The organism is Streptomyces sp. NBC_00846 (assembly GCF_045207325.1).
Lineage (GTDB): Bacteria > Actinomycetota > Actinomycetes > Streptomycetales > Streptomycetaceae > Streptomyces.
On record NZ_CP108846.1, the window covers coordinates 6,877,129 to 6,902,702 of the forward strand.

The 25,574-nt window shown below is 70.8% G+C and carries 20 protein-coding genes and 2 pseudogenes; 14 read left to right on the plus strand and 8 right to left on the minus strand.

Annotated elements, in window-relative coordinates:
- Window positions 1–129 precede the first annotated feature (129 nt).
- The gene (locus tag OG936_RS31555) at window positions 130–1,050 is read left to right on the plus strand and encodes an oxygenase MpaB family protein (RefSeq protein WP_406499357.1); all 921 of its coding nucleotides are present in this window, start codon (window positions 130–132) and stop codon (window positions 1,048–1,050) included.
- Between the two features lie 114 nt (window positions 1,051–1,164).
- Here OG936_RS31555 and OG936_RS31560 read toward each other — a convergent pair whose 3' ends face one another.
- Window positions 1,165–2,658: a M1 family metallopeptidase gene (locus tag OG936_RS31560; protein WP_406499358.1), complete on the minus strand. Its 1,494-nt coding sequence runs from the start codon at window positions 2,656–2,658 to the stop codon at window positions 1,165–1,167.
- A 211-nt stretch (window positions 2,659–2,869) separates the two neighbouring features.
- On the opposite strand from OG936_RS31560, the gene OG936_RS31565 reads away from it, so the two are divergent.
- The 3 genes from OG936_RS31565 to OG936_RS31575 all read left to right on the plus strand — a co-directional run bounded on the left by OG936_RS31565 (window position 2,870) and on the right by OG936_RS31575 (window position 8,102).
- Complete coding sequence (locus OG936_RS31565) at window positions 2,870–4,885, plus strand: Xaa-Pro dipeptidyl-peptidase (RefSeq protein WP_406499359.1); 2,016 nt, start codon at window positions 2,870–2,872, stop codon at window positions 4,883–4,885.
- Window positions 4,882–6,195: a M14 family metallocarboxypeptidase gene (locus OG936_RS31570; protein WP_406499360.1), complete on the plus strand. Its 1,314-nt coding sequence runs from the start codon at window positions 4,882–4,884 to the stop codon at window positions 6,193–6,195. Before OG936_RS31565 ends, OG936_RS31570 begins: the two co-directional genes overlap by 4 nt.
- A 269-nt stretch (window positions 6,196–6,464) precedes the next feature.
- On the plus strand, window positions 6,465–8,102 hold the full coding sequence (locus tag OG936_RS31575) for an ABC-F family ATP-binding cassette domain-containing protein (RefSeq protein ID WP_406499361.1): 1,638 nt from the start codon (window positions 6,465–6,467) through the stop codon (window positions 8,100–8,102).
- Between the two features lie 688 nt (window positions 8,103–8,790).
- Here the strand turns inward: OG936_RS31575 and OG936_RS31580 are convergent.
- Both OG936_RS31580 and OG936_RS31585 read right to left on the minus strand, forming a co-directional pair.
- Window positions 8,791–11,247 carry a Tex family protein gene (locus OG936_RS31580; protein ID WP_406499362.1) on the minus strand — a complete coding sequence of 819 codons (2,457 nt, stop codon included), beginning with the start codon at window positions 11,245–11,247 and terminating at the stop codon, window positions 8,791–8,793.
- A gap of 141 nt (window positions 11,248–11,388) precedes the next feature.
- Entirely contained in the window at window positions 11,389–12,252 is an 864-nt protein-coding gene (locus OG936_RS31585; protein WP_406499363.1) for an SCO6745 family protein, read from the minus strand.
- A gap of 134 nt (window positions 12,253–12,386) precedes the next feature.
- Here OG936_RS31585 and OG936_RS31590 point away from each other — a divergent pair.
- Window positions 12,387–13,035 (plus strand): annotated as a pseudogene (locus OG936_RS31590) (DJ-1/PfpI family protein).
- Between the two features lie 30 nt (window positions 13,036–13,065).
- On the opposite strand, the gene OG936_RS31595 reads toward OG936_RS31590, so the two are convergent.
- A complete protein-coding gene (locus OG936_RS31595; protein ID WP_406499364.1) occupies window positions 13,066–13,824 on the minus strand; it encodes an enoyl-CoA hydratase/isomerase family protein in 759 nt (252 codons plus the stop codon).
- Between the two features lie 80 nt (window positions 13,825–13,904).
- Here OG936_RS31595 and OG936_RS31600 point away from each other — a divergent pair, with 80 nt between their 5' ends.
- A complete protein-coding gene (locus OG936_RS31600; protein WP_406499365.1) occupies window positions 13,905–14,528 on the plus strand; it encodes an HdeD family acid-resistance protein in 624 nt (207 codons plus the stop codon).
- A gap of 144 nt (window positions 14,529–14,672) precedes the next feature.
- The gene (locus OG936_RS31605; protein WP_383763534.1) at window positions 14,673–15,128 is read left to right on the plus strand and encodes an ATP-binding protein; all 456 of its coding nucleotides are present in this window, start codon (window positions 14,673–14,675) and stop codon (window positions 15,126–15,128) included.
- Between the two features lie 39 nt (window positions 15,129–15,167).
- On the opposite strand, the gene idi is transcribed toward OG936_RS31605, so the two are convergent.
- From idi to OG936_RS31625, 4 genes and pseudogenes are all read right to left on the minus strand, one after another.
- Window positions 15,168–15,761 (minus strand): isopentenyl-diphosphate Delta-isomerase, encoded by a 594-nt coding sequence (gene idi / locus OG936_RS31610; RefSeq protein ID WP_406499366.1) that lies wholly within the window; start codon window positions 15,759–15,761, stop codon window positions 15,168–15,170.
- A gap of 145 nt (window positions 15,762–15,906) precedes the next feature.
- Window positions 15,907–16,590: pseudogene (locus tag OG936_RS31615) on the minus strand (GNAT family N-acetyltransferase); the annotation flags it as partial.
- A gap of 337 nt (window positions 16,591–16,927) precedes the next feature.
- Window positions 16,928–17,869 (minus strand): cation diffusion facilitator family transporter, encoded by a 942-nt coding sequence (locus OG936_RS31620; protein ID WP_406499367.1) that lies wholly within the window; start codon window positions 17,867–17,869, stop codon window positions 16,928–16,930.
- A 426-nt stretch (window positions 17,870–18,295) separates the two neighbouring features.
- Window positions 18,296–18,562, minus strand: coding sequence for a hypothetical protein (locus tag OG936_RS31625; RefSeq protein ID WP_406499368.1), 267 nt, complete (start codon window positions 18,560–18,562; stop codon window positions 18,296–18,298).
- On the opposite strand from OG936_RS31625, the gene OG936_RS31630 reads away from it, so the two are divergent.
- The 7 genes from OG936_RS31630 (at window position 18,443) to OG936_RS31660 (ending at window position 25,481) form a co-directional block, all read left to right on the plus strand.
- Window positions 18,443–20,215 carry a DUF5941 domain-containing protein gene (locus tag OG936_RS31630; protein WP_406500683.1) on the plus strand — a complete coding sequence of 591 codons (1,773 nt, stop codon included), beginning with the start codon at window positions 18,443–18,445 and terminating at the stop codon, window positions 20,213–20,215. The genes OG936_RS31625 and OG936_RS31630 overlap by 120 nt on opposite strands.
- Window positions 20,212–20,949, plus strand: coding sequence for a phosphocholine cytidylyltransferase family protein (locus tag OG936_RS31635; RefSeq protein ID WP_266750340.1), 738 nt, complete (start codon window positions 20,212–20,214; stop codon window positions 20,947–20,949). The genes OG936_RS31630 and OG936_RS31635 overlap by 4 nt, the downstream gene beginning before the upstream one ends.
- Window positions 20,937–21,998, plus strand: coding sequence for an iron-containing alcohol dehydrogenase family protein (locus tag OG936_RS31640; RefSeq protein ID WP_406499369.1), 1,062 nt, complete (start codon window positions 20,937–20,939; stop codon window positions 21,996–21,998). Before OG936_RS31635 ends, OG936_RS31640 begins: the two co-directional genes overlap by 13 nt.
- On the plus strand, window positions 21,976–22,755 hold the full coding sequence (locus OG936_RS31645) for a CDP-alcohol phosphatidyltransferase family protein (protein ID WP_406499370.1): 780 nt from the start codon (window positions 21,976–21,978) through the stop codon (window positions 22,753–22,755). The genes OG936_RS31640 and OG936_RS31645 overlap by 23 nt, the downstream gene beginning before the upstream one ends.
- A gap of 8 nt (window positions 22,756–22,763) precedes the next feature.
- On the plus strand, window positions 22,764–23,636 hold the full coding sequence (locus OG936_RS31650) for a glycosyltransferase family 2 protein (RefSeq protein ID WP_406500684.1): 873 nt from the start codon (window positions 22,764–22,766) through the stop codon (window positions 23,634–23,636).
- A 137-nt stretch (window positions 23,637–23,773) separates the two neighbouring features.
- Window positions 23,774–24,703: an ABC transporter permease gene (locus OG936_RS31655; protein WP_406499371.1), complete on the plus strand. Its 930-nt coding sequence runs from the start codon at window positions 23,774–23,776 to the stop codon at window positions 24,701–24,703.
- Window positions 24,696–25,481: an ABC transporter ATP-binding protein gene (locus tag OG936_RS31660; protein WP_406499372.1), complete on the plus strand. Its 786-nt coding sequence runs from the start codon at window positions 24,696–24,698 to the stop codon at window positions 25,479–25,481. Before OG936_RS31655 ends, OG936_RS31660 begins: the two co-directional genes overlap by 8 nt.
- Window positions 25,482–25,574: the final 93 nt, after the last annotated feature.

A 25,574-nucleotide genomic window follows, 5' to 3' on the forward strand; every position in this document is an offset into this window, starting at 1 on the left:
CCCGGCGTGATCCAGAAGCGAAATCCCGGTCCTCCCAAGAACCCTCCGCACCGGCCCGGCAGCGATCGCATACTGGATCACACAAGGGTCGGGCACCGAGCCGCATGCCCGCCGACCGCCGGGAGCGTCATGAGTACCGAAGCAGTCAGAGGCGACACCCCCGTCCCGCCGCCGCCGCCCGGCGGCGTGCTCTGGAGCATCTCCGGCGACATCCGGGCCCTGCTGATGCTGCCCGCCGCCCTCACCCTCCAGGTCGCCCACCCGGCGGTCGGTGCGGGCGTCGACGAACACTCCGTGTTCCGTACGGACCCGTGGGGGCGCGGCGAGAGGTCCCTGCGCTCGCTCCAGCTCTGGGTGTACGGGGGTGACGCGGCCACCGAGGAGGGGCGCAGGCTCCGCAGGCTGCACCGCACCATCCAGGGCACCGACACCCGGGGGCGCAGCTACCATGCGCTGTCGCCCGCCAACTACGCGTGGGTGCACGCCACGGGCTTCCCCGTCTATCAGCACGCGGCGCGGTATCTCATCCGGCCGCTCACCGACGCGCAGGAACGGGCCCTGTACCGGGAGTGGCTCCAGGTCGGCCGGGTTCTCGGCATCCGCGACCGGGACATGCCGCAGACGATCGAGGAGTTCTGGCCGTACTTCCGCAAGGTGCTCGCCGACGAGATCGAGCTGACCGTCGTCGTCGAGGAGCTGATCGCCACTGACCGCCCGGTACCGCCCCCGGACCGGGGACCGCTGCCGGTACGGCTGCTGCTGAAGGCGCTCTGGCCGGTGTTGTTCCCGCCGCTGGCCCGGTTCCGCCGCTTCGTCACCATCGGCCTGATGCCGCCGGAGGCGCGGGAGGCGATCGGGCTGGAGTGGACGGACGCGCAGGAGCGGAAGCTGCGCCGGTTCTGCGCAGTGGTGCGGCGCGTCGTTCCCGTGCTCCCGGAGCGGCTGCGCTACCTGCCGTACGCGCGCCGGGCGCGGGCGGCGCGTCGCGAGGCCGTCCGGGGCGACGCGAGGCCCGGGCGGACGGGCGGCGCGCCGGCGCGGCCGGCGTGATCACCGATCCGACGTGACCGCCGACGTTGCGGACGCGGCGCCCGGCCGTCCACCGGGCACCGTCGCCCCGCCGAGGAGAGGGGCGACGGCACCGGGAGCCGATCCGCGGACCCGTCAGCGGTGGTCGTGAATCGCGTTCGTCGCCGCGATCTGCTTCCACGACGCGGGCTGCGCGGGCCGAGCGGGAGCGCGCAACGCGTGCGCGTCGGCCGCTGCCGGGGCCTGGGGCCGCGTCGGTTGGTACAGCCAGGTGTCGAAGAAGCCGGCGAGCGGCTTGTGCGAGACCCGTTCCGCGTACGTCACGAAGTCCGCCACGCTCGCGTTCCCGTACGCGTGCTCGGCCGGCCAGCCCTTCAGCAATGCGAAGAACGTCTCGTCACCCACCTCGTTGCGCAGCGCCTGGAGCGCCAGCGCACCCCGGTCGTAGACGGCCGCGTCGAACTGGTTGTCCGGGCCGGGGTCGCCCGGCTTCACCGTCCAGAAGGCGTCGTCCGCCGGGTGCTGGGCGTATGTGTAGTCCGCCAGCTCCTGCGCGGTGCCCTCGCCCTCCTTCTCCGACCACAGCCACTGGCTGTACCTGGCGAAGCCCTCGTTGATCCAGATGTCCTTCCAGCCCTTGAGGGACACGCTGTCGCCGTACCACTGGTGCGCCAGCTCATGGACGACGACGGAGACGTTCGCACCGTTCGCGAACTGCTTCGGGCTGTAGAACGGCCTGGTCTGGGTCTCCAGCGCGAACCCGCTCGTCACATTGGGGGAGTACCCGCCGAGCGCGTCGAAGGGATACGGTCCGAAGACCTCCGTCAGCCACTCGGCGACCTCGGTGGTCCGCTCGATGCTGGCGCGTGCCGCACCGCCGTTGGCGCCGAGATCCCTGCTGTACGCGTTGACGACCGGCAGCCCGTCCGACGTGGTGTCGGTGGTGATGTCGAACTTGCCGATGGCCAGCGTCGTCAGATACGTCGCCTGCGGCTTCGTTGAGCGCCAGTTGTAGCGGGTCCAGCCGAGCTTCGAACTCTGCGACTGGAGCGTGCCGTTGCTGATCGCCTGGGTGCCGTCCGGCACGGACACCGAGATGTCGTACGTCGCCTTGTCGAGCGGGTGGTCGTTGCTGGGGAACCACCACGCGGCCGACTCCGGCTCCTGCGCGGCCACCGCGCCGTCCGGCGTACGGACCCAGGAGGTCCAGCCGTTGATCTTCACCTCCGACGGCTTTCCGGCGTACCGCACGACCACCGAGACAGCCTTGCCCTTGGCCAGCGCCGCCGCCGGGGTGATTTCGAGTTCCTGCTCGCCGCTCCTGGCGTAACCGGCCTTCTTGCCGTTCACCCGCACCTCGGAGACGTCCAGCCCGAAGTCGAGGTTGAAACGGGTGAGTTGCTGGGTGGTCGTGGCGAGGATCGTCGCCGTGCCCTCCAGCAGGTCGGTGGCGGGCTGGTACGTCAGCCGCAGGTCGTAGTGGGACACGTCGTAGCCGCCGTTGCCGCTGGCCGGGTAATAGGGATCGCCGATGCCCGGGGCGCCCGCGGTGCCTTCGGCGGCCGAGGCCGGGATCGCCAGCAGCAGGGAGGCCGCGAGTGCGCTCGGGACGATGAATCTGCGGTGCACGAATGCTCCAATTCGTCGGGGCGAAGGATCTTTCGAACCGTCACGTAGAGACTATTCAGCGACCCCCGCATCAGTCGTGTCCATGACGGCTCCTGTCACGCGATCGCCATTCGGCCGACATGACACAGGACAGTCCTTCCCGCATGGACACGTCATATGCGTCGCTGATCGCCCCCTGTTGCACAGGAGTTGACCGGGGTACCTTCCGCCCATGCCGACACGTACGCGGGGCACCCGCTTGACGTACAGATCGCTGGTGGTGGCGGCCGTCGCCGCCCTGATGGCAGTCCTGCTCCTACCAGCAGGTGCGCAGGGCGCGAGCCCTCGGAAGAGCGGGCCCGTGGCGAGCGGGCCCCTGGAGAGCAGCCCGGTCTATTCGTACGAGAACGCCGTGCGCGAATCCGTCTGGGTCGACACCGGACTGGACGGCGACGGGGACGGCAGGAGCGATCGCGTCGCCGTCGACATCGTCCGGCCGGGCGAACCCGCCCGGCAGGGCCGGAAGATCCCCGTGATCATGGACGCCAGCCCGTACTACTCCTGCTGCGGCCGCGGCAACGAGAGCCAGCTGAAGACGTACGACGCCGACGGCCGGCCGGTCGGGTTCCCCCTGTACTACGACAACTACTTCGTGCCGCGCGGCTACGCGTTCGTCGCCGTCGATCTGGCCGGAACCAATCGCTCCGACGGCTGCGTCGATGTCGGCGGCCGCTCCGACGTGCAATCCGCCAAGGCCGTCATCGACTGGCTGAACGGCCGCGCCCGCGGATACACCACCCGCACCGGCGGCGAACGCGCCACGGCCGGCTGGTCCGACGGGCGCACCGGAATGATCGGCAAGAGCTACGACGGCACCATCGCCAACGGTGTGGCCGCGACCGGCGTGGACGGGCTGCGGACCATCGTGCCGATCGGCGCCATCTCCTCCTGGTACGACTACTACTTCGCCCAGGGCGCACCCCTCTACGACAGCGGCCCCGACTGGCTCTCCGGCTATGTGGAGAGCCCCGAGGCGCGCGACCGCTGCGCAGCCGTGCAGCAGCAACTCGTCGACCAGGCGCCGCGCACCGGCGACCTCACGAAGCTGTGGAGCGACCGCGACTACGTGAAGGATGCCCGCAAGGTGCGGGCCAGCGTCTTCGCCGTACACGGCATGCAGGACCTCAACGTCCGCACCAAGCACCTCGGCCAGTGGTGGGACGCCCTCGCGGACCAGGGCGTGGAGCGCAAGATCTGGCTCTCGCAGACCGGACACGTCGACCCGTTCGACTACCGGCGCGCCGAGTGGGTGAAGACGCTGCACCGCTGGTTCGACCACTATCTCCTCGGCTACGACAACGGCATCGACCGCGAACCGATGGCCGACATCGAGCGGCACCCCGATCAGTGGTCCACCGACAGGGTCTGGCCGCCCCGCACCACGCACACCACCACCGTGCGCCCCGGCCCCGGCCCCGGCGACGCGCCCGGCGTCGGCGGTCTCGGCCTGAAGCCCGCCCGCCCCGGCGCCACCGAGACGTTCACCGACGACCCGGCGCAGAGCGAGACGGAGTGGGCCGCAGACCTGGACCGGACCACGAGCGCCAAGACGGGATTCCGCACCGCGCCGCTCACCCAGGACCTGCGGCTGGCCGGATCGTCCACGGTGACCGTCACCGCCACCCCGACCACATCGACCGCCCATCTCTCGGCGGTCCTCGTGGACATCGGCCCCGACACCATCCGCGACTACGGCTCGTCCGGCGAAGGCATCACCACCCTCACCGACCGCACCTGCTGGGGCGCGAGCACCGCCGGGGACAGCTCCTGCTTCAAGGAGACCCGGGCCAGGACGGCCACCGTCGACCGGACCGTCCTCAGCCGCGGCTGGGCCGACCTCGGTACCTACGCCTCCGCCGGACACGGCCGCCCCCTCACGCCGGGCAGGGCCTACACGATCACCATCGACCTCGCGGCCACCGACCACGTCGTCCCGGCCGGACACCGCCTCGCCCTGATCGTCGCCGGTACCGACCGGGACCTCATCGACCCGCCGGACTCCACGCCGACGCTCACCCTCGACCTGGCCCGTACGTCCGCGAAGCTGCCGTTCACCGGTGGCACCGGAGCCTTCGTACGAGCCACCGCGGGTTCCGCACCCGCGACAGCCACCCCCCGCGCAGTCCACTCCGAGGGCGTGACGCCACCGCGTCCCGCCCACCGCATCCCGGGAGGCAGCCGCTCATGACACCCCGTATCCCGACCGCCCGCGGGCCGGTCCGCCGCAACCTCGTCCTGACGGCAGCCGCCGCCGTCCTGGCCGTACCCCTGATCACCGTGCCCGCCCAGGCCGCGCACACCGAGCCCCGGCCCCGTACCGGCTTCGAGACCAGCAACGGGGCCCGGTGGACCGGCCAGCCGGAGGAACAGTCCTTCCTGGCCGCCGTCGACCGGGGCAGCGACCGGGTCACCGTCGACCGGATCGGCACGACGAAACAGGGCCGCCCGCTCCAGGTCGTCCGGATCGGAAACCAACGCGCCGACGCGAACACGATGCTGCTGATCTGCAGTCAGCACGGCAACGAACCGTCGGGCCGCGAAGCGTGCCTGACGACCATTCGCGATCTGGCCTACGCCCAGGACCCCTCGACCCGCGCCTTCCTCTCCCGTACGAACGTCCTCGTCGTGCCCACCGCCAACCCCGACGGACGCGCCGCCAACACCCGCGGCAACTCCGACGGCGTCGACATCAACCGCGACCACATCGCGCTGCAGACCGCCGAGGGCCGCGCGATGGCGGCGGTCGTCCGCGACCGGAAGCCCGATGTGATCTACGACCTGCATGAGTACGGCGCCACCCCGCCGTACTACGACAAGGACCTCTTCGTCCTGTGGCCCCGTAACCTCAACGTCTCCGACCGGGTACACGGCGAATCGCAGACCCTCGCCCAGAGCTATGTGCGGCCCACCGCCGCGGACGCCGGCTACAGCAGTGGCCTCTACGGCATCTGGACCGACCCCGTCACCGGCGACCCGATCAAGCAGACCGCGGGCGACGGACAGGAACGCATCCTGCGCAACACCTCCGGCATCAAGCATGCCATCGGCCTGCTCATCGAATCCCGCGTCGACGCACTCACTGCCGCCGAGAAGGCCGACCCGGCACTCAACAGTCGACGCCGAGTCAACTCCCAACTCGCGGCACTCGACGGCCTGTTCGCCTTCACCGACGAACGCCGCGGCGCGATCGTCGCAGCCACCGCCGCATCCCGGGCCGCGGGATTCAAGGACCGCGGCCCGGTCTTTCTCGGCGGCGCCGACAACGAGGCACCCGAAGCCGGCCAGGTCCTTCAGGACCCGCCGTGCGGATACCGGCTCACCAAGGACCAGTTCGACGACGTCAAGGACGAACTCGCCCTGCACGGCGTCACCTCCCGGCGCGACGGTGACGGAGCGTACGTACCGCTGCGGCAGTCGGCCCGCAATCTGATCCCGCTCCTCCTGGACGAGCGGGCGACCTATCACCTCACAAGCGGGCAGGCCGATACCTCTTGCTGATCCCATGACGTGAGCGTCACGTGCGGCACTGGCTACGGAGGGTGATGCATCGGTTCCGTGGAAGGTGCCGTCCGTGCCGCTGGGCGGACAGGGAACGGGCGGCCGGGGAGCTCTTCCGGTGACGGCGGACCTCCCCGGCCACCCGACGCGGTACCGGTACCCGCGTCGGGCCCGGTACCGGCGCTGGGCCCGGTACCCGCGCCGGTGCTGATACCAGTACCGGGCTGATCCCGGGCCGGTCCCGGCGGCCGATTAGGATCGGCACCCTGATGACTGCCACTCTCGTTGCCAAGGACCTCGCCGCCGGACACGGCGACCGCACACTCTTCGCCGGACTCGACCTCGTCGTCGCGCCCGGTGACGTGATCGGTCTCGTCGGAGTCAACGGGGCCGGTAAATCGTCCCTGCTCCGGCTGCTCGCCGGGCTCGACCGGCCGGAGGAGGGCGAGCTGCGGCTCTCCCCGCCCACCGCCACCGTCGGCCACCTCCCGCAGGAGCCGGAGCGGCGTCCGCTGGAGACCGTGCGTGAGTTCCTGGCCCGCCGTACCGGCGTCGCCGACGCCCAGTCGGCGATGGACACCGCCACACAGGCCCTCGTCGACGGGGCGCCGGGCGCGGACGACGCGTACTCCGAGACGCTGGAGCGCTGGCTGGCGCTCGGCGGCGCGGACCTGGACGAGCGCGCCGAGGAGGTCGCCGCCGACCTCGGCCTGACCGTCGGCCTCGACCTGCCGATGACCGCGCTCTCCGGCGGCCAGGCGGCCCGCGCGGGCCTGGCCTCCCTCCTGCTCTCCCGCTACGACGTCTTCCTGCTCGACGAGCCCACCAACGACCTCGACCTGGACGGCCTGGAGCGGCTGGAGCGCTACGTCTCCGGACTGCGCGCGGGCACGGTCGTCATCAGCCACGACCGCGAATTCCTGATGCGTACGGTCACCAAGGTCCTCGAACTGGACCTGGCCCAGCAGCAGATCAACCTCTACGGCGGTGGGTACGCCGCCTACCTGGAGGAGCGAGACAGGGCGCGCAGGCACGCCCGCGAGGAGTACGACGAGTACGCCGACAAGCGCGCCGCCCTCGAAGGGCGCGCCCACATGCAGCGCTCCTGGATGGACAAGGGCGTCAAGAACGCCCGCCGCAAGGCGACCGACAACGACAAGGTCGGCCGCAAGCTCCGCAGCGAGTCCAGCGAGAAACAGGCCGCGAAGGCCAGGCAGACCCAGCGCATGATCGAGCGGCTCGATGTCGTCGACGAGCCGCGCAAGGAGTGGGAACTGCGGATGGAGATCGCCACCGCACCCCGCTCCGGCTCGGTAGTCGCCACCCTGCGCGAAGCCCGCGTCACACGTGGCGACTTCGGCTTCGGCCCGGCCTCGCTGCAGATCGACTGGGCGGACCGGGTCGCCATCACCGGCGCCAACGGTGCGGGCAAGTCCACCCTCCTCGCCGCACTCCTGGGCCGCCTCCCGCTGGACGCCGGGCAGGCGACGCTCGGCTCGGGCGTCGTAGTCGGAGAGGTGGACCAGGCGCGCAAGCTGTTCCACGGCTCCGAATCGCTCCTGGAGGCGTTCTGCGCGGCCGTCCCCGACACCGAACCGGCCGAAGTGCGCACGCTGCTCGCCAAGTTCGGCCTGCGCGCGGACCATGTGATGCGTCCCGCGACCACGCTCTCGCCCGGCGAACGCACCAGGGCCGCGCTCGCGCTGCTCCAGGGCCGGGGCGTCAACCTCCTCGTCCTCGACGAGCCGACGAACCACCTCGATCTGCCCGCGATCGAGCAGCTGGAATCGGCGCTGGACTCGTACACGGGGACGCTGCTGCTGGTCACGCACGACCGGCGCATGCTGGAGGCGGTACGGACGACACGACGCGTCGAGGTGGCGGACGGCAGGGTGACGGAGCTCTGACCTCCAGCCCGACACTCTCCCGCGATTCAAGATCCCATTGAGCTGTTGCGGAAAGTGGGCGACAAGCGGTTGCCGTCCGCTGTCGCGCCCGACAGAGGACGGAGCAGCGGAAACCGCCGAACCATCCCCGCCCGCGGGGCGGCGTCCGCCGACGGTCCACGATGTCGCACGGGCCACGGGGGTGGCGTTCCAGAAGGTCCGGCTTGAGCCGGGGGAGAAGCAGCGGGCCGAGCTGACCATCGGCCCCGCCGCGTCGAACCACCCGCTCTCCGCGTGGTACACCGGGCCGGCCGGTGGAAGACCGCCGACGGCGTCTGTCGCGTCCAGGTCGGCGACTTCCTCGTCGAACCTGCCGCTCACCGGGACGGTCACGTTCCGCACCCCCAGGGGCCATCAGGGGCAGAGCCCCGACGGGGGACCAGGAGCAGGGTCCCGACGGGGATCCGTCGGCGTCTCCGGCCCCGGCCGATGCCGAGCACTCGACGCTCGGGGGCCGGGGCCTCGCGGGCGTGGTCACGTCGGCGCAGGCGGGCCCGGGGCGGCCGAGGGAAGGGAGCGCCGCCCGACCGCAGGACGCCATGGCGCTCCTCGCCGGTCCCCACAGCCTGCGGCCCGAGACCCTCGCGCTCGGCTACCGCGTCGCGATGTGCCCTTCCCGCCGCGCGCCCTTCACCCCGCCCACCCGAGGTCAGACCCTCTTGCCGCCCTGCTTCGGATCCGTCAGCCCGGCCCGCCGCAACGCATCCGCCATCGCACTGTTCACCGGTGCGGGCGCCGGACGAGCGGATCCGCCCCCACCGCCGCCACCGCGCCGGTCACGCTCCTGACCACCCTGGCCCTGCCCCTGGCGCTGCCGCGGCGGCCGGCCGCCCTTGCCATTTCCTTGGCCGCCCCGCTCGCCCCGCTCGCCCCGCTCGGACCGCTCGGACCGCTCCCGCCTTGGCCCGCCGCCCTGGGACGTGCCCCCCGTCGATGCCTCGTCGTCCAGCCGCAGCGTGAGCGAGATCCGCTTCCGCGGAATGTCGACGTCCATGACCTTGACTTTCACGATGTCGCCCGGCTTCACGACATCCCTCGGGTCCTTCACGAACGTGCGCGACATCGCCGACACGTGCACCAGACCGTCCTGGTGCACACCGATGTCCACGAACGCGCCGAACGCCGCGACATTGGTGACGACACCCTCCAGGACCATCCCGGACGCCAGATCACCGATCTTCTCGACGCCCTCCTTGAAGGTGGCCGTCTTGAACGCGGGACGCGGGTCGCGTCCCGGCTTCTCCAGCTCCTTCAGGATGTCGGTGACCGTCGGCAGACCGAACTTCTCGTCCACGAAGTCGTCGGCCCGCAGCGACCGCAGCACGTTCGTGTTGCCGATCAGTGAGGCGACGTCACCGCCCGTCCGCTTCACCATCGCCCGCACCACCGGGTACGCCTCAGGGTGCACGCTCGACGCGTCCAGCGGGTCGTCGCCCCGGATGCGCAGAAAGCCCGCGCACTGCTCGTACGCCTTCGGGCCCAGCCGCGCCACGTCCTTGAGCGACTTCCGCGAACGGAAGGGCCCGTTCGCGTCACGGTGCGCCACGATGTTCTCGGCGAGCCCCGAGCCGATCCCCGAAACCCGCGAAAGCAGCGGCGCCGACGCGGTGTTGACGTCCACGCCGACACCGTTCACGCAGTCCTCGACGACCGCGTCCAGCGAGCGCGACAGCTTCACCTCGGACAGGTCGTGCTGGTACTGACCCACACCGATCGACTTCGGGTCGATCTTCACCAGCTCGGCGAGAGGGTCCTGAAGGCGTCGCGCGATCGAGACGGCGCCGCGCAACGACACGTCCATGTCGGGGAGTTCCTGCGACGCGAACGCCGAAGCCGAGTACACCGACGCGCCGGCCTCCGAAACCATCACCTTGGTGAGCTTCAACTCGGGGTGTTTGTCGACGAGTTCACCGGCGAGCTTGTCGGTCTCGCGGGAGGCCGTGCCATTGCCGATCGCGATCAGGTCGACGTCGTGGGCCTTCGCCAGTTGCTCCAGCCTGGCCAGCGCCTGGTCCCATTTGTTCGCCGGGACGTGCGGGTGGATGACATCCGTCGCGACGACCTTGCCGGTCGCGTCGACGACGGCGACCTTCACACCCGTACGGAAACCGGGGTCGAGCCCCAGCGTGGCCCGCGTCCCGGCCGGCGCGGCCAGCAGCAGATCGCGCAGGTTCGACGCGAAGACCCGTACCGCCTCGTCCTCCGCCGCCGTGCGCAGCCGCAGCCGCAGATCGATGCCGAGATGCACCAGGATCCGGGTCCGCCAGGCCCAGCGCACCGTGTCGGCGAGCCACTTGTCGCCGGGGCGGCCTCGGTCGTTCACCCCGAAGCGCCGGGCGACCATGTTCTCGTACGCCGACGGGCCGGGAGTCTCGGACGGCTCCTCCGGCTCCAGGACCAGGTCGAGGACGTCCTCCTTCTCGCCCCGCAGCATCGCGAGCACCCGGTGCGAGGGCAGCGCGGTGAACGGCTCGGCGAAGTCGAAGTAGTCGGCGAACTTCGCCCCCGCCTCCTCCTTGCCGTCCCGTACCTTGGCGGCCAGCCGCCCGCGCGACCACATGCGTTCACGCAGCTCACCGATCAGATCGGCGTCCTCCGAGAACCGCTCGGTGAGGATGGCGCGGGCCCCCTCCAGCGCCGCCGCACCGTCCGCGATGCCCTTGTCGGCGCCGACGAAGGCGGCGGCAGCGGCCAGCGGTTCCATCGAGGGGTCGCCGAGCAGACCGTCCGCAAGCGGTTCGAGCCCCGCCTCCCTGGCGATCTGCGCCTTCGTGCGCCGCTTGGGCTTGAACGGCAGATAGATGTCCTCAAGGCGAGCCTTCGTGTCGGCGGCCCGGATCTGCGCCTCCAGCGCCTCGTCGAGCTTGCCCTGCTCGCGTACCGAGTCGAGGATCGCCGTACGACGGTCCTCCAGCTCCCGCAGATACCGCAGCCGCTCCTCGAGCGTGCGCAGCTGCGCGTCGTCGAGCATCTCGGTCGCTTCCTTGCGGTAGCGGGCGATGAACGGCACGGTCGACCCGCCGTCGAGCAGCTCGACGGCCGCCTTCACCTGCCGCTCGCGTACGCCGAGCTCCTCGGCGATCCTGCCTTCGATGGACGTCGTCACGGTTCTACCGACTCGCCTTCTCGTACTGGCTGTACTGGCTCTACTGGCTGTGCTTGCCGGGGCGGGGCCCCTTCGCCTGCATTGTGCCGGGTGGTCGGGCGCCGTGTCGCCCGACCCCACCCGACGGCGAACCGGTGTCGCTCAGCCCTTGCCGATCAGATCGGCCGGGAACGCGCCCGCCGAGGCGGCCGTGAACAGGAATCCGCGCGCCAGTTCGGTCAGCCGTTCCACGTCCTCCGCACCCAGATGCTCGTACGGGGCACTGTCCATCCGGTCCGTGGCCTCCTCCAGATCCGCCCGCAGCGCGACGCCCGTCTCGGTCAACTCGCCCTCGCCGTCGAGGAGTCCACGCCCGCGCAGCCGCTCGGAGGCCTCCTCCCAGTCGCCGCGGAGCCAGCCCCGGGTGGCGAGGACCCAGCGCGGGTTCATCCCCTTGCCGGTCGCGGTGTGGCTGACCAGGGCCTCCACCGGATCGAGACCGGCCGCGAGGAGCGCCGCGAGATGGCCGTCGCCGCGGTGCTCGCGCAGCAGCGTCCCTGCGTGCCAGTACGCCAGGTGCGGCTGCTCGGGCACCGGCAGATCGGCGTGGGCGGCGTAGAGCGGCCGGGCGTGTCGGGTGCACGCCTCGGCGGCGTGCAGCGCCAGCCCGGCCGCCTCGGCCATTTCCGGGGAGGTGATGATCTCCTCGCCCAGGAGCCGGCGCAACGTGGCGTCGGCGGCGCGCAGCCGGGCGTCCAGGACCGCCTGCGGCGAGGCGACGGACCACACGGCGGGCAGATGCCGGGCGACGAGATCGTGGTTGAAGTTGTAGAAGGCCGCGGTGACCGTGCCGGGGCCGACGGCGCCCAGCGCCGCCGCGCGCGCGACGAGGTAGGCGGCGTTCGTGTCGTCGATGCCGAGTTTCCCGAGCTCCTCGCCGAGATCGGGGGAGAAGTAGACCGTCGAGTGCAACGGGTTGATGGCGTTGTGGCAGCGGCGTCCGGCGCGCGGCGGCAGAGTACTCATGCAGGCACGTTACCGACTGGTTGGTACGTTCCGTAACCCCGGGATGGCATCCATTCCGCGCGGACCCCGGCGTGGCGGAAAAGGTGGGTTCTTCGTCATTGCGGCCATGCTCCCGGCTGCCGAGGACGGAAGTCATGACGCAGCGATCCTTACTCGTCCTCTTCGACGGCGTTCAGAGCCTCGATGCGACCGGCCCCGCGGAGGTCTTCGCCGGGGCCTCCCACTTCCCCGGGGCCGCGTACGGACTGCGCACCGCCTCCCTCGACGGCGCGCCGGTCCGTACGAGCAGCGGTCTGACGCTCGTCCCCGACGGGAGTCTCGCCGACGCCGCGCCGCCGCACACTCTCCTCGTTCCCGCCGGGTCAGGGCACCCGCGCCCCCGACCCGGCGCTGATCGACTGACTGCGCGGCCACGCCCCGCACGCCGAGCGGCTCGTCTCCGTCCGCACCGGGTCCCTGCTGCTCCCCGCGGCCGGCCTGCTGACGGGCCGACGCGCCACCTCGCACTGGCTCGCGCTGGACTGCTTGGAGGACTTCGGCGCCGAGCCGACCGGTGAACGCGTCGTCGTCGACGGCAAGTACGTCACGGCGGCCGGCGTCTCCTCCGGCATCGACATGGGACTCACCCTGCTCGGCCGCATCGCGGACGACGAGCACGCCATGTCCGTACAGCTGCTGTCCGAGTACGACCCGCAGCCGCCGTACGACGCGGACTCACCCGCGAAGGCCCCGGCGGCGCTGGTCGAGAAGCTCCGCGCCGGGAGCCGCTTCATCCTCCAGTAGCCGCAGGGGCGTTCAGGAGCCGCAGGGGCGTTACGGCCCGGTCGTCCAGGTGAAGCGCGGCGCGCGCCGCTCCAGGAAGGCGGCGACCCCCTCCGCGGTGTCGCCGCTGCGGCGCGCCTGCTCCGCCCAGTGGGCGTCCCGGTCCGCACGCCCGGCGGCGAACTCCTTCGCCGCCGCCTGCGTCAGCTGCGAGCGCGCCGCCAGCGTGCGTGCGTACGCGTCGACCCGCTTGTCCAGCTCACCGGCCGGCAGCACTTCGTCCACCAGACCGGTCCGCAGCGCCCGCGCGGTGTCGATCAGCTCGCCGGAGAACAGCAGATGCTTCGCCGTGGCCGGGCCGGTCAGCGCCACCAGCCGCCGGGTCGACGACGCCGGGTACACGATCCCGAGCTTGGCAGGCGTGACGCCGAACGACGCGCCCTCCTCGGCGAACCGCAGATCGCAGGCGGCCGCGAGCTGGCTGCCGCCGCCCACGCAGTAGCCGCGGATCGCCGCGAGTGTCGGCCGGGGGAATGCCGCGAGGGACTCCTCGGCGGCCACGGAGAGCGCCTGCGGATCGCCCGCCGGGTCCAGGAGCGAGGAGATGTCCGCCCCGGCGCAGAAGGTGTTCCCGGCGCCCGTCAGCACCAGCATCCGGACCGCGGGGTCGACGGCCAGCCGCTCCAGCAGACCGGGCAGCACGCTCCACATCGGGGCCGTCATCGCATTGCGCTTGGCGGGATTGCTGATGACGACCGTCGCCACACCGTCCGCGACGGTGTGCTCCAGCCGGGGTTCCGTACGGTCCATGCGCCGGATGCTATCCGTACGGTTCGAACCTATGATCAAGAAGGGGTCGCCGAACAGGCACGCACCGTGAGGAGCTTCCCGTGGCCGTTCCCGCAGCCGAGGGCAAGAAGCTGAGCCGCAGTTTCGGCTGGCTGGCACTGCTCGGCACCCTTCTCGTCGTGGCCGGTCTGGTCGGCCTCGTGTACACCGGTGTCGCGACGCTCACCTCGATGCTCCTGTTCGGCTGGCTGCTGCTCATCGGCGGCATCGTCGGGCTGCTCCACGCCGTCGAGTCCCGCGGTACCAACTTCTTCTGGCTGGGCGTCGTGGTAGCCGCGCTGAACATCGCCGCCGGAGTCGTCGTCATCCACCATCCGCACGGCACGGCCGAGGCGCTGACCATGTTCGCCGCGCTGCTCTTCCTGACCGGTGGGTTGTTCCGGCTGGTCGGCAGCGTCGTGGTGCGTGGCCCGCAGTTCGGCTGGACGCTCCTGCAAGGAGCCTTCGGCCTGCTCCTTGGGCTGCTGGTGCTCTTCGACTGGCCGCACAGCAGCCTCTACGTACTCGGCCTGTTCTTCTCGCTGGCGCTGCTCTTCGACGGGCTCGGCCTGATCGCGATCGGGGTCGGCGGCCGCCATGTGGTCTCCATGGTCTCGGACCAGCAGGCGAGCGGCTCTCCGCCGGGCACACTCGGCGGAGAGCACCCGAAACGCTCTAGGAGCTGACGCATTCGTGCGTGTCCGGTCAAATCCTGTCGATAGAAGTCGATAGAAGTCGACTTCTGTTCAGTACCACGAGCCGGACCGACTACGCCGCGCACTCTGTACTCGACGTGCAGTCACCACCGAGTGGAGAGCGGGTACCGGACTATGGAGAGCCGCGGGAGTGTCCCCGCCCGGCCCGTGTCGTACGAGGGAGTCTGGCGGTTCACCGCCCCGGCCGTGGACGTCTCCGTACCGCAGGCCAGGCATGCCGTACGCGACCTGCTGAACCGCCAGGGCGTGCCGCTGGACGAGGACGTCGCAGAGGGCCTGCTGCTCATCGTCTCGGAGCTGGTCACCAATGCCGTGAAGCATGCCGCGCTGCTCTCGCCGGAGCTCGCCGTCGAGGTGGCCGTCGGAGCGGAATGGGTCAGAGTGTCCGTCGAGGACAACCACCCCTACCGGCCGACGGCCCTGGAGACGGACTACGCGCAGACCGGCGGCCGCGGCCTGCTGCTGGTCCGGGAGATCACCCGGGAAGCGGGCGGCGCCTGCGATGTGGAACACACCGCAGGCGGCGGAAAGATCATCTGGGCGGCGCTGCCGCTGAGCCGGCGGCTCTGAGCACCCGTAACCGCTGCGGCATCCGCTGCCGCCCGCCCGCTACCAGCCGGCGGACGCTCCCGTCAGCTCCCTGATCGCCGGCCGCGCGGCGTCCAGCACCGTCATGAACCAGGCCGAGAACGGCGCCTGTGCGTGCCGCTCGGCCAGTTCGTCGGCCGTCACGAACGCGGTCTCGCCGACCTCCTCCGGGTCCGGGTGCGGCCGGTCCTGTGCCATGCCCACGAAGAGGTGGTTGAACTCCTGCTCCACCAGGCCGGAGGCCGGGTCGGGGTGGTTGTAGCGGACCGTGCCCGCCTCGGCCATCAGTGAGGGCGAGATCCCCAGCTCCTCGTGCGTACGCCGGGCGGCGGCGGCGAAGGGCGCCTCGCCCGGGTAGGGGTGGCCGCAGCAGGTGTTCGACCAGACGCCGGGGGAGTGGTACTTGCCGAGCGCCCGTCGCTGCAGGAGCAGCCTGCCCTGCTCGTCGAAGAGGAACACCGAGAAGGCCCGGTGCAGTTGACCGGGCGGCTGATGGGCGGCGAGCTTCTCCGCCGTACCGATGGTGGCGCCGTTCTCATCGACCAGTTCGAGCATGATCGCTTCTGCTGTGCCGTTCGACGAGCTGTTCGCCGCGGTGGCTGGTGTGGTCGGCATACCCATCCTTCGCTATGGTCCCGGCCCCGTGCGCCGGTCCCGTCGAGTCCGTCAAGTCTGCCGTACAAAAGCCGCTTGTCCGCACCTCGGGTCCTGCATGTCCGGTCCCGCCGTGCCTCGTGGCGCGAAGGGACCGGATGGCACGTCAGACGCCGAAGGCCGCCGGGTAGCGGATCGTGCCGTGCGGCACCGGCACGGAGTCGTCGAGCACCAGGGCCATCATCGCCTCGTCCGGAACCTCGAAGCCCGGCCGGATCCCGTAGCGGGACGCCGGTACGAACCCGAACTCCGGGTAGTACTCGGGATGACCGAGTACCAGGACGAGTGACTCCCCCCGCAGCCTGGCCGCGTCGAGCGCGGCCCGCACCACGGCCCGGCCGGCGCCCCGTCGCTGATGCTCCGGGGCCGTCGCCACCGGGGCCAGCGCGAGCGCCGACGCGTCCCCGACCCGGCACCGGGTCAGCAGCGCGTACGCCGCCACGGCGCCGTCCGGACCGGCCGCGACGTGACCGAGGCCCGGCAGCCAGGCCTCCGGATCGGTGCGCAACGCGTCGACGAGAGCGGCTTCGTCCGGCGTCGGGAACGCGGCGGTGTTGACCGCGCGCACCGCCGCCACGTCCGCCGCCGTCTCCGGCCGGGTCGGCCAGCGGGGGTCGGCGGGGCGCAGTACATAGCCGGCGCAGCCGTACTCCGTACCGTGATCGCGCCGCATGGCCAACTCCTCGCGGGCCGCCGCGAGCGCCCACTCCATGCCGGGAGCCGACGCGTCGGCGGCCTCGACGCGCTCGGCGAGCGGGACGCAGTACTCGTCCGGGTCGACGCGCGGACGGCGCGGCAGCGGGCCGGCGAGCTCCAGCAGCTGCCGGGTGGTGGCATCGGAACCGGGACTCTGCCGGGGAAGATCGTGGTAAAGGGAGAAGAACGCCTCGGAACGGACGGCGTGATCGTTGTCGGTCACCGTGGGAAACCCTTGGGTACGAGGGCTCCGGCCAACGTGTCGGCCCGGTGTGAGCCGGCGTGCTAGCCGAGGGCCCGGAAGCTGAGGACGGACCGGATGCTGCGCCGGATGGGCGCCGTCGCGACGGTCACCGGCCTCAGCTCCTCTCTCGCGCACGGGGAGGCCCTCGCCTCGCCGGACACCCTACACGGCGGTGCTGAACCTTGGTTCAGTGGCAGAGCCTGGCCTCGTGCTCGGCATGGCCGCTCGGCTCCAGCTGGAAGGTGCAGTGCTCCACGTCGAAGTGGACGCCGAGGCAGCCCTGCAGCTCATGGAGCAGCTTTTCGTGGCCGATCGAGTCCAGCATGTCCTGGCGCACCACCACATGGGCGGAGAGCACCGGCATCCCCGACGTGATCGTCCAGGCGTGCAGGTCATGGACGTCCAGCACCCCGGGCAGGGCGGTGATGTGGGCCCGTACCTCACCCATGTCGACGCCCTTGGGCGCCGCCTCCAGCAGCACATTGAGCGTCTCCCGGAGCAGCTTCACCGTACGGGGGACGATCATCAGGCCGATCACCAGCGAGGCGATCGGGTCGGCGGCCTGCCAGCCCGTGGCCAGGATGATCCCCGCCGAGATCAGCACGGCGAAGGAGCCGAGTGTGTCCGCGAGCACCTCCAGATAGGCGCCGCGCACATTGATGCTGTCCTTCTGCCCGCGGAGCAGCAGCGACAGGGAGACCATGTTGGCCACCAGGCCGACCAGGGCGAAGACGATCGTCAGCCCGCCCCTCGTCTCGGCCGGGGTGATGAAGCGCTGGACCGCCTCGAAGAGCAGATAGCCGCCCACCCCGAGCAGCAGCAGACAGTTGGCCAGCGCGGCGAGGATCTCGGCGCGGGCGAAGCCGAAGGTGCGGTTGAGCCCGGCCGGCCGGTTGGCGAAGTGGATCGCCAGCAGCGCCATGCCCAGGCCCAGGGCGTCGGTCGCCATGTGGGCCGCGTCGGCGATGAGGGCGAGGGAGCCGGAGAGCAGTCCGCCGACGGCCTCCAGGAGCGTCACGGTGAGCGTGATGCACAGCGCGATCCGCAGCCGTCCCTTGTACGCGGCGGCTGCCGTGCCGGTGGGCGGCGGTCCGCCGTGTGTGTGCCCGTGGTCGTGCCCTGCCCCCATGGGGACGCCTCCCGGTCGTCGCGCGGGCTCGGACGCGATCCGCCCGAGCACTGTCAGTCAACTACGGGTGGGGGGTATCGGGCAACACGGCACTGAACACCGTTGTCATATGCTCTGACCTGCGGAAATGATCGCAGGTCAGAGCTGTGGGGCACTCACTGACGGCGCAGTCGCCGGGTGTCGGGACGGTGCGGGCACCAGCCCCCGCAGGCCGGTTCGACCCTTTCCCGCCTCCTGCGCCGGGCCGGCCGTCCCTACCCCTGGAACACCGCAGTCCTCCGGTCCCGATCCGGCCGGAAGGCCCGGACCCGCGCCTCGCGTTTTGTCAGGTGAGGCCGGGATCGACGATGATGACCGCGGGCGGCGCCGCATGATGCCGGTCCACCCCGAACGGAGCGCAAACGGGCAGTGAACTCCCACTTCCGTTCATCCGATAGCCTCTGCCGACGTGCCGCCGGCCCGCTTCCGGGCCGCACTGTCGCGCGCCAGTCCGTCAGCACCAAGGAGTGAGTTCGTCTGTCGACCGCCATCCTCACCGGTGCACCGGTACCCGGATCGTCGCTCGCGGACGATCTGCGGTCGCTGGGCTTCGACGTACAGATCGCCGCCGACGCGACCGAGGCCGCACGGCTGCTCGCCGACGTCCCCGCCGACCGCCGCATCGCACTGGTCGACCCCCGTTTCGTCGGCCACGTCCACGCCCTGCGGCTCGGACTCACCGACCCGCGCTTCCCCGCCGCCACCGTGCCCGGCGCGCTCACCGCGCAGCCGGAGGCGCGCCCCGCGCTCGTCCGGGCCCTGAGCACCACCGCTGCGGCCGTCGGCGCGCGCGTCCCGGCCGGTCCGGGCGCCACGGCGACGGTCACCGACCGCACCGTCCCGGGCCGCCTCGCCGTCACCATGGACGCCGAAGGCACCCCCGTGCAACGCCCCGAGCTCGGCTCGCTGGTCGCCGCCGTCCCGGCCGACGAGTCCGCGCGCGCCGCCGCGCAGAGCGCTGTCGCCGCGGTCGACGACGAGGCGGTACGACTGCGCAGCGCCGTGAAGGCCCGCGACGGATTCTTCACCACGTTCTTCATCAGCCCGTACTCCCGCTACATCGCCCGCTGGTGCGCCCGCCGCGGCCTCACCCCGAACCAGGTCACCACCGCGTCCCTGCTCACCGCGCTGATCGCGGCGGGCAGCGCGGCGACCGGCACCCGCGACGGCTACATCGCCGCCGGACTGCTGCTGCTCTTCTCGTTCGTCCTGGACTGCACCGACGGGCAGCTCGCCCGCTATTCGCTGCAGTACTCGACGATGGGCGCCTGGCTGGACGCCACCTTCGACCGGGCCAAGGAGTACGCGTACTACGCGGGCCTCGCACTCGGCGCCGCCCGCGGCGGCGACGACGTCTGGGCACTGGCCCTCGGCGCGATGGTGCTCCAGGCCTGCCGCCATGTCATCGACTTCTCGTTCAACGAGGCCAACCACGACGCGGTGGCCAGTTCGAGCCCCACGGCAGCCCTCTCCGACCGGCTCGACAGCGTCGGCTGGACGGTGTGGCTGCGCCGGATGATAGTGCTGCCGATCGGCGAGCGCTGGGTCATGATCGCCGTACTGACCGCGGTGACCACGCCCCGGATCGTCTTCTACGCCCTGCTCATCGGCTGCGCCTTCGCCGCCTGCTACACCACGGCGGGCCGTCTGCTGCGCTCGCTGACCCGCAAGGCGGAGCGCACCGACCGAGCGACCCGCGCACTCGCGGACCTGACCGACTCCGGTCCCCTCGCACGGTTCGTGGCGGCACGGGGCCCCCGGATCGGGGGTGCCTGGAGCGCACCCGTGATCGCGTTCGTCGGCGCGGGGGCCCTGATCGCCGCCGCGTTGCAGCAGCCGTTCGGCAGCAAGCAGATGATCTTCGCCGCGGTCTTCTACGCGATCTGCTCGGGCATGGCGGTCGCTCACCCCCTCAAGGGCGCCCTCGACTGGCTCGTATCCCCGATATTCAGGGCGGCGGAGTACTGCACCATCCTCGTCCTCGCCGCCCGCAGCGATGTCCCGGGAGCCCTTCCGGCAGCCTTCGGCCTCGTCTCGGCCGTCGCCTACCATCACTACGACACCGTGTACCGCATCCGCGGCGGCACCGGCGCGCCGCCCCAGTGGCTGGTACGCACGATCGGTGGGCACGAGGGCCGCACCCTGGTGGTGGCCGTACTCGCCGCCGTATTCACCCGGCATTCAGCATTCACCGTGGCACTGACCGCGCTCGCAGCGGCTGTGGCACTGGTGGTCCTCGTGGAGTCCATCCGCTTCTGGGTGTCCTCCGGAGCACCCGCCGTTCACGACGAAGGAGAACCCGCATGATCGGCCTCGTACTGGCAGCCGGTGCAGGACGGCGTCTGCGCCCCTACACCGACACGCTCCCGAAGGCCCTCGTGCCGGTCGACGGCGAGAAGACAGTGCTGGACCTCACGCTGGCGAACTTCGCGGAGATCGGTCTCACCGAGGTCGCCGTCGTCGTCGGGTACCGCAAGGAAGCCGTGTACGACCGCAAGGCCGAACTGGAGGCCAAGTACGGCGTCACCCTCACCCTGATCGACAACGACAAGGCCGAGGAGTGGAACAACGCCTACTCCCTGTGGTGCGCCCGTGACGTCCTGACGCGCGGTGTGATCCTGGCCAACGGCGACACCGTCCACCCGGTCTCCGTCGAGAAGACCCTGCTCGCCGCCCGCGGCGACGGCCGGAAGATAATCCTCGCCCTCGACACGGTGAAGCACCTCGCCGACGAGGAGATGAAGGTCATCACCGAGGGCGACAAGGGTGTGCGGCGCATCACGAAGCTGATGGACCCGGCCACCGCGACCGGTGAGTACATCGGTGTCACCCTCATCGAGCCGGAGGCCGCCGCCGAGCTCGCCGACGCGCTGAAGACCACGTATCTGCGCGACCCCGACCTCTACTACGAGGACGGCTACCAGGAGCTCGTGAACCGCGGCTTCACCGTCGACGTGGCCCCCATCGGCGACGTGACGTGGGTGGAGATCGACAACCACGACGACCTCGCGAAGGGCCGTGAGATCGCGTGCCAGTACTGACCCGGCTCATTCCGTCCCCGGTCGTCGTCGACATCCGTCGCGGCGCCCTGGACGATCTGGCCGGCCTCCTTGCCGACCAGCGGATCTCCGCCTCCGGCAAGCTCGCCCTCGCGATCAGCGACGGTTCGGGTCGGGCGCTGCGCGAGCGGCTGGCCCCCGCGCTGCCCGGCGCCCACTGGTACCCGGTCACCGACGGCACCCTCGACTCGGCCGTCAAGCTCGCCGACGACATCAGGGGCAACCGTTACGACGCGGTGGTCGGCCTCGGTGGCGGCAAGATCGTCGACGTGGCGAAGTACGCCGCGGCACGCGTCGGCCTGCCCATGGTCGCGGTGGCGACGAACCTCGCGCACGACGGTCTCTGCTCGCCCGTCGCGACCCTGGACAACGACAACGGCCGGGGCTCCTACGGGGTCCCCACTCCGATCGCCGTCGTCATCGACCTCGACGTCGTCCGCGACGCACCGGCCCGTTTCGTGCGCTCCGGCATCGGCGACGCGGTGTCCAACATTTCCTGCGTGGCCGACTGGGAACTCGCCCACGAGGTCAAGGGCGAGGAGATCGACGGACTCGCCGCGGCCATGGCCCGGCAGGCCGGCGAGGCCGTGCTGCGCCACCCCGGCGGGATCGGTGACGACGCCTTCCTCAAGGTACTGGCCGAGGGCCTCGTGCTGACCGGCATCTCGATGTCGGTCGCCGGGGATTCCCGGCCCGCCTCGGGCGCCTGCCACGAGATCAACCATGCCTTCGACCTGCTGTACCCCAGGCGTGCGGCGAGCCACGGCGAGCAGGTCGGCCTCGGTGCCTGCTTCGCCATGCATCTGCGCGGTGCGCGCGAGGAGTCGCTGCTCATGGTGGCCACCCTGCGCCGCCATGGTCTGCCCGTCCTGCCCGAAGAGATCGGCTTCACCGCCGACGAGTTCGTCCAGGCCGTCGACTACGCCCCGCAGACCCGCCCGGGCCGCTTCACGATCCTGGAACACCTCAACCTGTCCACCGACCAGATCAGGGACGCGTACGCCGACTATGCAAAAGCCATCCATAGCTGAACTCCGTCCGGTCGTGCACCCTCCGGGCGTGAAGGACCGGCGCAGCGGCGAACACTGGGCGGGTCGGCTCTACATGCGCGAGATCTCCCTGCGCGTGGACCGGCACCTGGTGAACACCAAGGTCACGCCCAACCAGCTGACCTACGTGATGACCGTCGCGGGCGTGCTAGCCGCTCCGGCGCTGCTCGTTCCCGGCATTCCCGGAGCGCTGCTCGGCGTCCTCATGGTCCAGCTCTACCTACTGCTCGACTGCGTCGACGGCGAGGTGGCCCGCTGGAAGAAGCAGTTCTCCCTGGGCGGGGTCTACCTGGACCGGGTCGGCGCGTATCTCTGCGACGCGGCCGTACTGGTCGGTTTCGGCCTGCGCGCCGCCGATCCGTGGGGCTCCGGACGGATCGACTGGCTGTGGGCCTTCCTGGGAACTCTCGCGGCCCTCGGCGCCATCCTGATCAAGGCCGAGACCGACCTCGTCGGCGTCGCACGCCACCAGGGCGGTCTGCCGCCGGTCAAGGAGGCCGCCTCCGAGCCGCGCTCGTCCGGCATGGCGCTCGCCCGCCGGGCCGCCGGCGCGCTCAAGTTCCACCGGCTGATCCTCGGCGTCGAGGCGTCACTGGTGATCCTGGTGGCGGCCGTCCTCGACGCGGTCAGGGACGATCTGTTCTTCACCCGTCTCATGGTCGCGGTGCTGGCCGGCATCGCCCTGCTGCAGACCCTGCTGCACCTCGTGTCGATCCTGGCGTCGAGCAGGCTGAAGTGAGCAATCCGATGAAGCTCGGCGCGGTCGTCATCACGATGGGAAACCGCCCCGCGGAGCTGCGTGCCCTCCTCGATTCGGTCGCCAAGCAGGACGGCGACCGGATCGAAGTGGTGGTCGTCGGCAACGGCGCCCCCGTACCGGACGTCCCCGCGGGCGTACGCACCGTCGAGCTGCCCGAGAACCTGGGCATCCCCGGCGGCCGCAACGTCGGGATCGAGGCTTTCGGCCCGTCCGGTGCCGATGTGGACGCCCTGCTCTTCCTCGACGACGACGGACTGCTGCCGCTCACCGACACCGCCGAGCTGTGCCGACAGGCCTTCGACGCCGATCCCGAGCTGGGCATCATCAGTTTCCGCATCGCCGACCCCGACACCGGTGTCACGCAGCGCCGCCACGTGCCACGGCTGCGGGCCTCCGACCCGATGCGCTCCTCGCGGGTGACGACTTTCCTCGGCGGCGCCAACGCCGTACGCACCAAGGTCATCGCCGACGTCGGGCCGCTGCCGGGCCAGTTCTTCTACGCGCACGAGGAGACCGACCTCGCCTGGCGGGCACTGGACGCCGGCTGGATGATCGACTACCGCGCGGACATGGTCCTCGACCACCCGACCACCGCCCCGTCACGGCACGCGGTGTACCACCGCATGGTGGCCCGCAACCGGGTGTGGCTGGCCCGGCGCAACCTGCCCGCCCCGCTGGTCCCCGTCTACCTCGGCGTGTGGCTGTTGCTGACCCTGCTTCGCAAGCCCTCCGGCCCGGCCCTGAAGGCGTGGTTCGGGGGCTTCCGGGAAGGCTGGTCCACGTCCTGCGGCACCCGCCGTCCGATGCGATGGCGCACTGTATGGCGGCTGACCAGACTGGGTCGGCCTCCCGTGATCTGAGAGGCTCTCCTCTGAGAGCATGAGAGGTACATCTTCTCCACGGGACCTGTCCGCTCCGACATCTTCTCCACGGGACCTGTCCGCTCCGAGCCGCGCCCGCGACTGGCTGCGCATCTTGAATACGAGAGTTTTATCTGGTGAGTGACACAACCCATGATGGTGCGGTCGCACTGAGCACCCCACCATCCGCCGACGACGGCCTGAGCGCGGCCGAGAGGGCCGCCAAGTACGGCCTGACGGTGAGCGGCGCCCGGCCAGGGCTCTTCGAGTACATCCGGCGGCTCTGGGGCCGGCGCCACTTCATCCTGGCGTTCTCCCGAGCGAAGCTGACCGCCCAGTACAGCCAGGCGAAGCTCGGCCAGCTGTGGCAGGTGGCCACGCCGCTGCTCAACGCTCTCGTCTACTACCTGATCTTCGGGCTGATCCTGGGAACCCGGAAGGGAATGACCCAGGAGGTCTTCATCCCTTTCCTGGTGACCGGCGTCTTCGTCTTCACCTTCACCCAGAGCTCGGTGATGGCGGGTGTGCGGGCCATCTCCGGCAACCTGGGGCTGGTCCGTGCGCTGCACTTCCCGCGCGCCTCGCTGCCGATCTCGTTCTCGTTGCAGCAGCTCCAGCAACTGCTGTACTCGATGGTCGTGCTCGCGGTCGTGGCCGTCGCCTTCGGCAGCTACCCGAGTCTCTCCTGGCTGCTGATCATTCCGGCGCTGACCCTGCAGTTCTTCTTCAACACCGGACTGGCGCTGATCATGGCCAGGCTGGGCAGCAAGACCCCCGACCTCGCCCAGCTCATGCCCTTCATCATGCGGACCTGGATGTACGCGTCGGGCGTCATGTTCTCCATCCCGGTGATGCTCAAGGACAAGCCGGCCTGGATCGCCGATGTGCTGCAGTACAACCCGGCGGCCATCTACATGGACCTGATTCGCTTCGCGCTGATCGACGGCTACGGCTCGGGCAACCTGCCGGCGCACGTCTGGATCGTGGCGCTGGCCTGGGCGGTCCTCATCGGCCTGGTGGGCTTCGTGTACTTCTGGAAGGCAGAGGAACGGTACGGCCGTGGCTGACGACAACACTTCGGGACGCGTCCCCACCGTCATCGCCGACGACGTGCACATCGTGTACCGGGTCAACGGTGCCGGCGGAGGCAAGGGCAGCGCCACCGCGGCGCTGAGCCGGATACTGCGCCGCGGCAAGGGCGAGGCGCGCGGTGTACGGAAGGTGCACGCCGTCCGCGGCGTCTCCTTCACCGCCTACCGCGGCGAGGCCATCGGCCTCATCGGGACGAACGGCTCCGGCAAGTCGACCCTGCTACGGGCCATCGCCGGACTGCTGCCGACCGAGCAGGGCAAGGTGTACACGGACGGCCAGCCGTCGCTGCTCGGGGTCAACGCGGCGTTGATGAGCGATCTGACCGGCGAGCGCAACGTCGTGCTCGGCGGCCTCGCGATGGGCATGTCGCGCGAGGAGATCCGCGAGCGCTACCAGGGGATCGTCGACTTCTCCGGCATCAACGAGAAGGGTGACTTCATCACCCTGCCGATGCGGACGTACTCCTCCGGCATGGCCGCCCGGCTGCGTTTCTCCATCGCGGCCGCGAAGAACCACGACGTCCTCATGATCGACGAGGCGCTGGCCACCGGTGACCGCAAGTTCCAGATCCGCTCCGAGAAGCGCATCAGGGAACTCCGCAAGGAGGCGGGCACCGTCTTCCTGGTCAGCCACAGCAACAAGTCCATCAGGGACACCTGCGACCGGGTGCTCTGGCTGGAAAAGGGTGAGTTGCTGATGGACGGCCCGACGGACGAGGTCCTCAAGGCGTACGAGCGCGAGACCGGCAAGTAGCGCGTCCTTCGGTCCCGTGGCACGGACGCGGCCCCCGCCGGAGAGTTCCGGTGGAGGCCGCGTCCGTGCCCGGACCACGGACCCCGCCGGGCG